Origin of the sequence: Rasiella sp. SM2506 (genome assembly GCF_050859505.1) — a bacterium.
Taxonomy (GTDB): domain Bacteria; phylum Bacteroidota; class Bacteroidia; order Flavobacteriales; family Flavobacteriaceae; genus Marinirhabdus.
On the sequence record NZ_CP193934.1, the window covers coordinates 2,727,304 to 2,739,440 of the forward strand.

The 12,137-nt window shown below is 35.1% G+C and carries 8 protein-coding genes and 3 tRNA genes; 10 read left to right on the plus strand and 1 reads right to left on the minus strand.

Features of this window, described 5'->3' with window-relative positions; translation table 11 throughout:
• Positions 1 to 2 precede the first annotated feature (2 nt).
• The 7 genes from ACQ2HF_RS12305 (at position 3) to ACQ2HF_RS12335 (ending at position 6,298) form a co-directional block, all read left to right on the plus strand.
• Positions 3 to 575, plus strand: coding sequence for a hypothetical protein (locus tag ACQ2HF_RS12305; protein ID WP_432410716.1), 573 nt, complete (start codon positions 3 to 5; stop codon positions 573 to 575).
• A gap of 85 nt (positions 576 to 660) precedes the next feature.
• Positions 661 to 748: transfer RNA gene (locus tag ACQ2HF_RS12310), tRNA-Ser, on the plus strand.
• A gap of 17 nt (positions 749 to 765) precedes the next feature.
• A tRNA-Pro gene (locus ACQ2HF_RS12315) sits at positions 766 to 840 on the plus strand.
• Positions 841 to 1,037: 197 nt separating this feature from the next.
• Positions 1,038 to 1,111: transfer RNA gene (locus ACQ2HF_RS12320), tRNA-Arg, on the plus strand.
• Positions 1,112 to 1,373: 262 nt separating this feature from the next.
• Positions 1,374 to 1,883: a DUF3124 domain-containing protein gene (locus tag ACQ2HF_RS12325; RefSeq protein WP_432410717.1), complete on the plus strand. Its 510-nt coding sequence runs from the start codon at positions 1,374 to 1,376 to the stop codon at positions 1,881 to 1,883.
• Between the two features lie 290 nt (positions 1,884 to 2,173).
• Positions 2,174 to 5,983, plus strand: a complete 3,810-nt coding sequence (locus tag ACQ2HF_RS12330; RefSeq protein WP_432410718.1) for a hybrid sensor histidine kinase/response regulator transcription factor — start codon at positions 2,174 to 2,176, stop codon at positions 5,981 to 5,983.
• Between the two features lie 177 nt (positions 5,984 to 6,160).
• On the plus strand, positions 6,161 to 6,298 hold the full coding sequence (locus ACQ2HF_RS12335; RefSeq protein ID WP_432410719.1) for a hypothetical protein: 138 nt from the start codon (positions 6,161 to 6,163) through the stop codon (positions 6,296 to 6,298).
• Positions 6,299 to 6,538: 240 nt separating this feature from the next.
• Here the strand turns inward: ACQ2HF_RS12335 and ACQ2HF_RS12340 are convergent, their stop codons facing one another.
• On the minus strand, positions 6,539 to 8,584 hold the full coding sequence (locus ACQ2HF_RS12340; protein WP_432410720.1) for an HD family phosphohydrolase: 2,046 nt from the start codon (positions 8,582 to 8,584) through the stop codon (positions 6,539 to 6,541).
• Between the two features lie 183 nt (positions 8,585 to 8,767).
• Between ACQ2HF_RS12340 and ACQ2HF_RS12345 the strand changes: the two genes are divergently transcribed.
• The 3 genes from ACQ2HF_RS12345 to ACQ2HF_RS12355 are packed head-to-tail and all read left to right on the plus strand — an operon-like array spanning position 8,768 to position 12,097.
• Complete coding sequence (locus ACQ2HF_RS12345; protein WP_432410721.1) at positions 8,768 to 9,943, plus strand: acetyl-CoA C-acyltransferase; 1,176 nt, start codon at positions 8,768 to 8,770, stop codon at positions 9,941 to 9,943.
• Positions 9,944 to 9,965: 22 nt separating this feature from the next.
• Complete coding sequence (locus ACQ2HF_RS12350; protein ID WP_432410722.1) at positions 9,966 to 11,333, plus strand: hypothetical protein; 1,368 nt, start codon at positions 9,966 to 9,968, stop codon at positions 11,331 to 11,333.
• Between the two features lie 14 nt (positions 11,334 to 11,347).
• Entirely contained in the window at positions 11,348 to 12,097 is a 750-nt protein-coding gene (locus ACQ2HF_RS12355; RefSeq protein WP_432410723.1) for an NlpC/P60 family protein, read from the plus strand.
• Positions 12,098 to 12,137 lie beyond the last annotated feature (40 nt).

Here is a 12,137-nt window from a genome sequence, read left to right on the forward strand (position 1 = left end):
AAATGAAACAACTACTATTCTTAGTTCTATTTATGAGTGCACCATTTTTTGGTATTTCACAAAATCAAAACTGCGATTTTAAAATACAAGTAGATACCGAAGATGAAGTCTTTAAACTTACCAAGGAGCAACTAGCAGAATTTTTGTTAGGAAAGGACCGCAATATTTTTATCTATTTCAGCTTGATGCAAGAAGCGGCTATTAAATCGTTAGTGATTCAGGTTTCGGTAAATGCCAAGGAGATGCCACCATTACTGTGTTTTAATAAAGATAGTAGAGTTTCTTTTAAATTGGAAGATGGTAGTTTTGCATCCCTGCGTTATTTGGGTGTAGAAAATTGTGGCCGCCAGACCGAAAATAAAGAAACTCTAAACAACAGTAACTCAGAAGCAGCATTCCTATTAGACGAAGCAAGTATGAAGCGATTAGCAGCGTCCAAAATTGTCTCTATGCGTATCACAACCATGCGGACAGATTTTGATATTGACTTCCAGGATGTATTAAGTAACAGTCAAATTCCAGTACCAATATATCCTAAAGAGTTCTTTCTGAATAACTTGAAATGTTTAGAGTAAAAAACCTTATTTTTTTTTGTTTGATACCGTGAATAAGCATACATTTGCACTCGAATAAAAAAACAACTAGTTCTTTATTCTTATTGGAGAGGTGCCTGAGTGGCCGAAAGGACTTGTTTGCTAAATAAGCGTACCTCAAAAGGGTACCCGGGGTTCGAATCCCCGTCTCTCCGCAAAGAAAAATACACCTCGGGGTGTAGCGTAGCCCGGTCATCGCGCCTCGTTTGGGACGAGGAGGTCGCAGGTTCGAATCCTGCCACCCCGACAAAAAACCGGACAATAGTACATTGTTCGGTTTTTTAATTTTAATGTTTTGATTTTGAAGTTATCAAAATATTGTAAAAATACAACTTCAGGCTCATAGCTCAGCTGGATCCGTTCGTGTCTAACAGCACCTTCTGCCACAGAGTATGCCTCTTCGAAGAGGTTTGGGTCACAAGACTAGTAAAAACAGTAAAGTGAGGGCTCGTAGCTCAGCTGGATAGAGCACCTCCCTTCTAAGGAGGCGGTCACAGGTTCGAATCCTGTCGGGCTCACTTTTAACTCCCCTATTATTATAGGGGAGTTTTTTGTTTTTATATATGCTTCTAGTAGACCCTCCCGCTCAAAATCGGGACGGTCACAGAGCTTACTCTTATAGCATGGATTAATTCCTCACATTTTCAATTTTTTTACTGAAAAAGAACATGCGCTACATATTTTTAATGCCGTTGCGAATTATTTTTTATATTATGAATATAGGTGTCGCTTGTTTGCTCGTATTTCAGTATTTTTAATAATTAATCAAGCAGAATTAATATGAAATACATTTTATTACTACTCTTACTTACTTCAGTGATCTATTCTTGCGAAAAACCCAGAAAACTAAGCTCTACAGACCCTGTTAATTGGGAAAAACGAATACTAAAAAATATTCCTGTCGACTCTTTGGAAAACGGCAGCACCTTTCTCTCTATCTATTCCCAAATATTTTTACGTACAGATCAAGATGAAACAGACTTAACTGCTACAGTTAGTTTACACAATCCAAATACAACAGATAGTATTTATATTAATAAGGCAGTATATTATAATACCGAGGGAACAGCCATTAGAAATTATTTTGAAAAAGCAATTTTTGTACGTCCCATGGAAACGGTACAAATTGTGATAGATGGCGTGGACAATGAAGGAGGTACAGGGGCAAATTTTATGTTTAGTTGGAGCATAAAACCGAATACTCGAGAACCTTTATTTGAAGCTGTAATGATTTCGACATACGGACAACAAGGCATTTCTTTTGTTACGGAAGGCAAACGGGTTAAATAGGTATAAAATTCCTATTTCGAAAAGTTATGACTAAATCATTGGAAAAAAACGTCCACATTAAAACTCTTTTCTGAGTCAACAACTTCAAAAGTGCGGTTTTTTGAACTAGCTCAAGAAGCTAAAATACCCACTACTCAAAAAATAATGGGACACCACGCCCCTTTCTTCTACAAAACCTAATAATATTTCTTAAATTTATAAAAGTTGAAAGAAATAGAATGTATTTAAAAAGCGCTCTTCTTTGTCTTGTATTAGTGCCATTTTGTTGCTTATCACAATTTGATAAACAAATGGCTTTTAAACCTTTGACGGTAGAGCAAGGGTTGTCTCAAAATAGCGTAGTAAGTATTTCTCAAGATTCTACAGGCTATATGTGGTTTGCCACACAAGATGGCCTTAATAAGTATGATGGAAAAACATTCGAATTTTACAACAAGCATTTTGAAGATGTCACAAGACCCACCTTTAGTAAGCTTGGTAAAACATACATAGATAGAACGGGCGAATTATGGATTATTGAAGGCTCTGGAGTTCTTGAAAAATTTAATAGTAATACACAAACGTTTCAATCTATACAAAAGATACAAAATCCTAGTTGCATTTTTCAAGATTCAAAAATGGACTATTATATTGGCACTTATGGTGAGGGTTTGTTTCGTATACAGCATAAAACCAAAGACACGATTCAGCTTTTTAAAGATGAATTTGAGGATCAGAATATTTTTGAATTTCTTGAAGACGATTCAAAACTTTACATAGCCACTTCGGCAGCTGTATATCAATTAGAAAATACTCAAATTTCCACTATTGAAACTGAAAATTTTGCTGCTAATTTTAGTGCTTTAGAAATTTCAGAAGAAAAAACAATATGGCTTGGAACATTTGGTTTGGGTTTATACTTAAAGCCACAAGGAGAAGAACGTTTTATTGAATTTAATCACCCGAAGCTTCCGAAAAACCTAAACATTCAAGACTTATTAATAGATAAAACAGATAGACTCTGGATTGCTACCTATGGGGATGGCGTTTATTTGTATGACGCTACTAAGCAAACAATACAGCATTTTATTGTAGATAAAAGCGATCCCTTCGGACTTCATTATGATGATGTATTATGTTTATTCGAGGATTATTCTGGAACTATTTGGTTGGGGACAGATGGTGGGGGCTTAAGCTATTATGACGAGCATTTAACGAAGTTTAATGTGATAACCAATGAACAGACACCTAGTGGTATTTCAGTAGATCTTGTTAGAGCTATTACTGTAGATAATAAAGAAACCGTCTGGATTGGAACTTCTGGAAAAGGACTGACAGCTGTTAATTTAGAACAGCAACGTTATAAAACCTATACAACTCAAAATTCCAAATTATCCAGCGACCGTATCATGAGTTTGTTATTTTATGCGAATGAAGTATGGATAGGCCATCAAGGTGAAGGGTTGCAAATTATGGAAACGACAGGAAAAATAAAATCCTTTCCTGAAACATCCAAAATGACCATCTGGAAGATTTATAAGGATAGTAGTTCAAACATATGGTTATGCACCAGAGATAATGGATTAGTTTTATTTGATAAAAATCGTGGTATTATAAAAAGGATTCATGCTGAAAACAGCGCATTAACTACAAATAATATTAGAACGATTGAAGAAGGGAATACGAATGATATTTGGATAGGTAGCGAAGATCAAGGTCTTTTTTTAGTAAAGGGGGCTTCTCAGAATGTTGAAAAAATTTCAGAAATTCCAAACAAAATTAAATCTCTGTATTTTGAAGGACAAACCCTTTGGATAGGTACGAATGGAAGTGGTTTAAAAAAATATAATACTTCAAATAAAAAGGTAGACACCTATACTATTGCCAAAGGACTTTCCAATAATGTGATTTATGGTATTTTACCCGACAGTCAAAATAACATATGGCTAAGTTCTAATAAGGGCCTAATGAAGTTTAATGTAGTCGATTCCAATAAAAAAAACATTGACTTGTATGCTGCTAACAGTGGCTTGCAGGCACTTGAATTTAATACGGGAGCCTATTTTATAAACCATACGAACCAACTTTATTTTGGTGGATTGAAAGGAGTTAATTGGTTTAACCCTAAAAAATTAACGCTTAATCCTACGAAGCCAAAAACTGTAATCTCAAAATTCGAAATATTTGGCAAAGAACAACAGATGTCTCAAAATGTTATTTTAAAGAATAATCAAAACACAGTAACATTTACATTTGCGGCACTCCATTTTTCTCAACCTGAAGAAAATCTGTATAAATATCAATTAATTAATCATGATACAGATTGGACATTCCCAGGTAAAGCCAATGTAGCGCATTACACAAATTTGCCCCCCAACAACTATACATTTAGAGTAGTATCCAGCAATTATGATGGAATCTGGAACGAAGAACCTGTTACGTATTCATTTCGCATATTGAAGCCCTGGTATCTTACAAATGTTATGAAAATTGGCTACGTATTTTTTGTGTTCCTTGTGCTGTATAGTATTTATCTCTATCTCAAATTTCGTTGGGATGTTAAGATAAAACTGCAATTAAAACATTCTGAAACAGAACGGCTCAAAAAGCTTAATGATTTTAAAACGACACTGTATACTAATATTTCTCACGAATTTAGAACTCCATTAACACTTATCTCGGGACCTATAGATCACCAGTTGGCTAAAAAAGATCTTACTGAAACGGATAGAAAAGAACTAGATTTAGTAAAGCAAAATGCCACTAGATTGCTAAATCTTGTAAATCAAATGATGGATTTATCTCTTATAGATGCAGGGCAACTTAAACTACAAGTTGAAGAAGGGGATTTAAACATCCTTTTAAAACAAATTGTCGCTGCCTTTACTTATAAGGCTACATTAAAAGAGCTTACTATTGTTGCCAAAATGAGTTCAAAGCAACTGGATCAAGCGTGGTTTGACAAAGATATTATGGAGAAAGTAACCTCCAATTTATTGTCTAATGCTATAAAATATGCTCCGGAAAACAGCAAGATCATCTTTGATGTTACTAAAAAAGATGGCTTTTTAATTTTATCATTAGTGAATGTTCATTCCTCGTTAAAAGTTAAAGATTTAAGCAGATTGTTTCAACGCTTTTATCAAGATGATGAAAACCTTGAAGGAGTTGGTGTAGGACTAGCCTTAGTAAAAGAATTAGTAACCCTTTCTAAAGGAAGCATTATTGTGAATACTGTAGATGAGAAAAAAATACAATTTACAGTGACCCTACCTATTGAAAAGAGTGCTTTTACTGCTTCAGAAATGGTTCCCCATTTGGTTGAGGATAGTATCCAAGAAACGGAAGTTGTTGAAATTAATGAATCATCAGAAAAAATGGTGCTACTTATTGTTGAAGATGATCCGGATATTAGGAAATTTGTAGTTTCAATTTTTAGTGACACCTATGCGGTTTTAGAAGCAGAAAACGGCGAAATAGGTATTAAAAAAGCCGTAAAATACTTACCAGAATTAATTATAAGTGATATCATGATGCCAGTACAGGACGGGATAGCGCTATGTAATACCTTAAAATATAATGAACTCACTAGTCATATTCCCATTATTCTTTTAACTGCTAAAGTAGGAGAAGAAAATGAAATGACCGGGCTAAAAACTGGAGCAGATGCCTATGTGACAAAACCATTTAATAGCGAAAATTTAAAATTACGAGTAGAAAAACTTATTGAAAGTAGAATACAATTACAAATACGATATAGTAAAGATTTTACCATAGGGCCAGAATTAGCGGTTACTTCTACAGAATCATCTTTTTTAAATCGCTTAAAAACTGTGTTGGATAAAGAAATAACACGACCCGATTTTAAAAGCGAAGACTTTGCTAAAGAAATGCTGTTAAGTAGAACACAACTACACCGAAAGCTGAAAGCCATTTTTAATATGCCAGCATCCGAATTTATTCGCTCTCAACGGTTAAAACTTTCACTGGAACTACTTAAAGAATCTGATGCAACCATCTCTGAAATAGCTTACCAAGTAGGCTTTAATACACCTTCGTATTTTATAAAGTGTTTTAGGGAAACGTATAACTGTACGCCAACGGAGTATTATAAAGAGTAAGTAACATCTTACGTTGCGTCCTTTGGTAGTGCTCATGATACACCTAAGTCTACATCTTATTTTTTAATTAAATCTTAATACATACCTGTAACATCTCTTCTACACTTTGAAACATCTCTTTCGATTAGTTAAGATGGTACGTATAACTTTGCCATTACAAAACTTAACAGCATATGTATGGAACCTAATTCTACTAACGATAGTAAAGAGGAACACATCTATCTATCTATAGACCACTTAAAATGTGGTACGTATAAGCTAAACATACTTTTGGATAATAAAATTATACAATCCATAGTGATTATAAAACACTAAAATCTCTCTTAAAAATTTTTATTTTTTTTTAATTATATTTTGTGATGATTTGCAGGAGTGATTTAAATAGCCCTATATGTAAGATGGTGGTTCTTTTAAAAGCAGACACCTAGTTTAGGTACTGTATTAATAGGCATACCAACTTCTTTACAAATACTGTAGGAGTTGGCGTAAATACTTCCAATGCAAAACTAGATATATGGGTAGGCACTATGGAATATATAAGGTCTATTCCCTTTGCTATTCAGGATATTCAACCCGCAGATGGTAAATATTATTCAGTTTCTTTTTCAGTACTTTTTTGATAGACTGGATTTCTTTAAACGTAATATTTGCATTTAAAAATTGTCCTTGCTCTGTTTGTCCATCAATAATTTTTTCAACAAACACATCTATTTTGGAGGATGTAGGATCTTTTAAACTTTTACTGGCTGCCTCTACGCTGTCTGCCATCATTAAAATTGCAGTTTCTTTGGAAAAGGGAATAGGTCCTGGATATTGAAAATCTTCAATATTGGCTGTTTCGTTTAACTTTTCTTCCTTTTTATAAAAATAATATACCACACTCGTCCCATGGTGGGTTCGGATAAAATCTATCACCCTATCTGGAAGATTCCGTCTTCTGGCGATTTCTATACCCTTAATAACATGGTCTATAATTATTTCGGCACTTTCTTTGGGATCAAGTTCGTCATGGGCGTTGTAACCACTTAATTGGTTTTCGGTAAAATTTGTTGGGTTTTCCATTTTTCCAATATCGTGGTACAAGGCTCCTACCCTAACCAACATAGCATTTGCGCCAATCTCATTTGCGGCAGCTTCGGCTAGATTAGCTACGTTTAATGAATGGTGAAATGTACCTGGAGCCTTATTGCTCAATTCTTTTAAAAGCTTGCTGTTGGTGTCGCTTAATTCCAGTAACGACACATCTGAAACCAACCCGAAGACCTTTTCATATAAATAAATAAGTGGGTGTGCAAACAAGGTTGCCAATCCAGCCAAGATAAAATAACCAAAGTTTTCCCATTGGATCAATTCGATATTCCCTTCCTGAATGATAAAAAACGCAAAGTAACCAATGATGTAGACCAGGGTAATTTGCCCTACTGAAATAAACAGGTTGGCTCTTCTGTATAATTCAGAAACAGTAAGTATGGTTACAATTCCAGCAATAATTTGTAAGAATAGAAACTCAAAACTATTAGGTACCACAAATCCCAAAAGTAACAAGGTAAGTACGTGTACAAACAGCCCTAGACGTGGATCGAAAAAGGCTTTTACAATGAGTGGTAAGATGCATAACGGAACTACATAAACATATTCTGCGTCCAACTTCACAACAATAGTGGTAAGAAATACCATTAATACCACATTAAAAAATATAAAAGTAACCTTGGTACTATTATCATATATGTCAAGCCGATACTTTCTCAAAAACAAGAATAGCATTAAAAATACAAGCGACACCAGCATGGCATAGCCAAAAATAAGCCAGAACCTGTTGCTTTTACTCCAGATTTGAGATTGAAATTCGTCTTTTAAAGAGCTAAGAATCTGGTACGTATTACCCTCCACTACTTCACCTTTTGCGATAATCCTGCCTCCTTTTTCAATAATTCCCTGATTGGGATTTACGGCGTTTAACTCTGATGTAATGGCAGATTCACTAAGTTTATTGTTGGTCGAAACATTAGGTATAGCAGCCCTATTAAGCAAAATGGTAAGTAAATCTGAAATAGCATCAGCATTTTGCTGTTTTATAAATTTGGTAATTTTTTCGGGGATTTTATCCTTCTTATTAATTTGCGAATACGCAATTTCATCAATTTCATTCCCTTTTATTAAATAGACTAAATCATCATTGTTATGTGTATTTACTTCAGATAATACACCAAAACGGTATATATCTTCCAAGAATAGCTCTCCTAAAGATTTTACCTTCGTCTTAGGAACTGTAAACAAGCTATCCACATACGTGGTTTCTAACAATTGATTAAACTGATTGTAACTTTCGGTAACAATAGAGGCGTCATAATCAAAATACGGGACTGCATTTTCTCTAATGGTATTGCGCTCATTCGCTAGGGCGTCATCAGATTTTTTAATGGTAAAACTAAAAGGGGCATATAAATTTTCGTATTGCCAGGGCTTTCCTTTTTGAAATGTGTACTTAAACTGCCCACCTTTTGGCAATAAGTATATCACTAAGAATGTGCAAATTACAAACAGAAAGATCCTGTAAATATTAGATTGATTCTTAGATAAAAATGAAAAAAAGTGTTTCATAAATGGGATACGTAAAGTAAAGGTACTGTTTAGCATTCATTAGTACAAAACCGAGGCACCAATAAGATTGAATGTTCGGTATAAAATATGTAATTTTGCAGTCCGCATAAAAGCTTTCAACATAGAAAAAGAAGCCGAAATGTATAGAAATTATACTAAAATACACTTATTAAAACATATATCATGAGCAAGAAAGTAGTCATTGTATCCGCCGTACGAACTCCCATTGGAAGTTTTATGGGAAGTTTATCTTCGTTAACCGCAGTTCAATTAGGAAGTGCCGCTATTAAAGGTGCTTTAGATAGAATAAAGCTGGATCCTTCAATCGTACAAGAAGTATATATGGGGAACGTGGTACAAGCTGGTGTGGGCCAAGCCCCTGCAAGACAAGCTGCATTAAACGCTGGAATTCCAGATACAGTGCCCTGTACTACGGTAAATAAGGTATGTGCTTCCGGTATGAAAGCTGTTATGAATGCTGCCCAGGCTATTGCCTTGGGTGATGCAGATGTCGTAATTGCTGGTGGTATGGAAAGTATGAGTAACATTCCGCATTATGTGTATATGCGTACCGGAACTAAATTTGGTCCTGCCACATTAATTGATGGAATGCAAAAAGACGGTTTGGTAGATGCCTATGATCAAAATGCAATGGGTGTTTGCGCAGATGCGTGTGCTGCCGAATATAAGTTCTCACGTGAAGATCAGGATGCTTTTGCAATACAATCGTACGAGCGTTCTGCCAAGGCTTGGAGCGAAGGGAAATTTACAAACGAAGTAATTCCTGTAAGTGTACCACAACGAAGAGGAGAACCTGTAATCATTTCAGAAGATGAAGAATTCAAAAACGTAAAAATGGAGAAGATCCCATCCTTACGTGCCGCTTTCAGTAAAGATGGAACTGTAACCGCTGCCAATGCCTCTACGATTAACGATGGTGCTGGCGCAATGATTTTAATGAGTGAAGAAAAAGCAAAAGAACTAGGGTTAACTCCTTTGGCAACTATAAAAAGCTATGCAGATGCCGCTCAAGAACCAAAATGGTTTACCACGGCTCCATCCAAAGCCCTTCCAAAGGCTATTGCTAAAGCAGGAATCACTCAAGACGATGTAGATTTCTTCGAATTTAACGAAGCCTTCTCTGTGGTAGGGCTTGCCAATATGAAAATCCTTGGATTAAACGACAGCAATGTAAATATACACGGAGGTGCCGTTTCTTTAGGACATCCTCTAGGGTGCAGTGGTGTACGAATTTTAATCACCTTGTTAAATGTTCTTGAACAAAACGACGCAAAAATTGGTGCTGCAGCTATCTGTAATGGCGGTGGTGGTGCTAGTGCCATGGTTTTAGAGAGATAATCCAATTTTCAAATTATTTATAATGAAGAATTTTCAAAAAGTATTGGCCATTTGCCTGATTTCCATTCTATTTGTGGCGTGTAGTAGTGATGACTCTACAACGCCTGAAGAGGAAAATGAACAGGAAGAAATGAATACTGAGAATGTATTTGAGGGTGATGTGATTTTGATAAATCAGGCTGAAGTTGATGCTTTTGTTTTGAATAATTATACCGAAGTTAATGGTAGTCTACAGATAGGGGAAAATATATTTAATGAGCCCAATAACATAGATAATATTTCAGGATTTCTTACGCTTACTAAGGTTACAGGAGATTTTAAATTTCTAAACAATCGAGTAGCAAACTTAAATGGGTTTAATAATTTACAAAGTATTAATGGCTCTGTAGAAATTGCTTATAATAATGAATTAATTGAAATCAATGCTTTATCTAATTTAACTTTGGTTGGAGGAGATTTCTTTATAAGCTCTCAAGAACTTATTAATTTTGATGGATTGTCTGGACTTACTGAAATACCAGGCAACTTTAGACTTGGTTATATTCTGGGACTTCCCAAACTTACAAATATTCAGGGTTTATCAAATCTTGTTATCGTTGGTAATCTTGAGATTAGCGGAACCCAGCTTGTCAATTTAAGCGGTTTAGATAATATCACTCAAACTATTGGTAGTGTTTTAATTACTGAAAACGATGCACTTATTAATGTTGAAGGTTTAAATAATTTAACTGATATAGGAGTAGATTTATATATAAGGAATAACCCCATTCTTGAGCAAATCAATTCTTTTTCTAATGTTGAAAAAATCGGTAGAACATTAACTATCGATTCAAATCCTGGGTTGGAAAATATTAACGGCTTAGCCTCTATTAACTTTGTTGGCGTTGGAGTAATTATTGAAAATAATGAAAGTCTATTAGAGTGGGGTGAGGCATTTCAATTTGCTGAAAACCTAGGTAACATGGATATTCGTGACAATGCATTAACGACTCTGGGAGGCTTTGAAAATGTCACGAACGTAAATTTTATTACCATTATTGGCAATGAAAATCTTACAACGATTTCTGGTTTTAATAACTTGATGACCATTGATTCGCAAATTACCATTAAGGAAAATCATTCTTTGGAATCCATTACAGCTTTTTCGGCAATAAACTCAATAGTTAAAAATTTGATAATTTTCGATTCACAAATTCAAAATTTAGATTTTATTGCAAGCCTTCAAAATATCGGAGAATTAATTTGGATAAATGATAATACAGCGTTATCAGACTTCTGTGGACTCAACACATTAATAATTGATAATGGGTATTCTGGAAGCTATGATATACGTAGAAATGCATACAACCCAACTCAACAAGATATCCTAAACGGTAATTGTAGCCAATAAACTACGCTTCTATAATGAAATACGGCTTATGTAATCTTAGTATTGTTCCATTGCGTTTAGAGGCTTCAGAAGCTAGTGAGATGGTTACGCAAGTTTTATATGGCGAAACATTTAAGATCCTGGAAGAGCGAAAAAAGTGGAGTCGCATCCGGTTACACTTTGACAACTATGAAGGGTGGATAGACAACAAGCAGTTTGTTTTTACTTCGGAAGAAGACCATCAAGAGTTACTTACGAAAACTCCTAAACTGGTTTCAGATTTAGTGGGAATGCTCACTACGGAAGAAAATCAGTTATTAGCGCTGCCCATGGGATGTAATGTAGCTGCCGCTCCGTATTTAAATCATATAGCTGAAGGTGCTTTCGTTTCTAAGAAATTTCCGAAGCAACACATCATACAAACGGCCTTACTCTATATGAATGCTCCATATCTTTGGGGCGGTAAAACACCTTTTGGGATAGATTGTAGCGGCTTTACCCAAATGTGTTATAAGATGAATGGCTACAAACTACTTCGTGATGCCAGCCAGCAAGCTACCCAGGGGGAACCATTAAGTTTTATAGAAGAAAGCGAACCAGGTGACTTAGCTTTTTTCGACAATGCCGAAGGGAACATAATTCACGTGGGGATTATTATGGAAGACAACTACATCATCCATGCCCACGGGAAAGTACGTATAGACCGACTGGATCACACAGGAATTTTTAATTATGAAAAACGCCAGCACACGCATAAATTACGTGTGATTAAGCGAGTTGTATAAAAAAACCTCCTGAGAAATCAGGAGGTTTTATTTTTTTAAT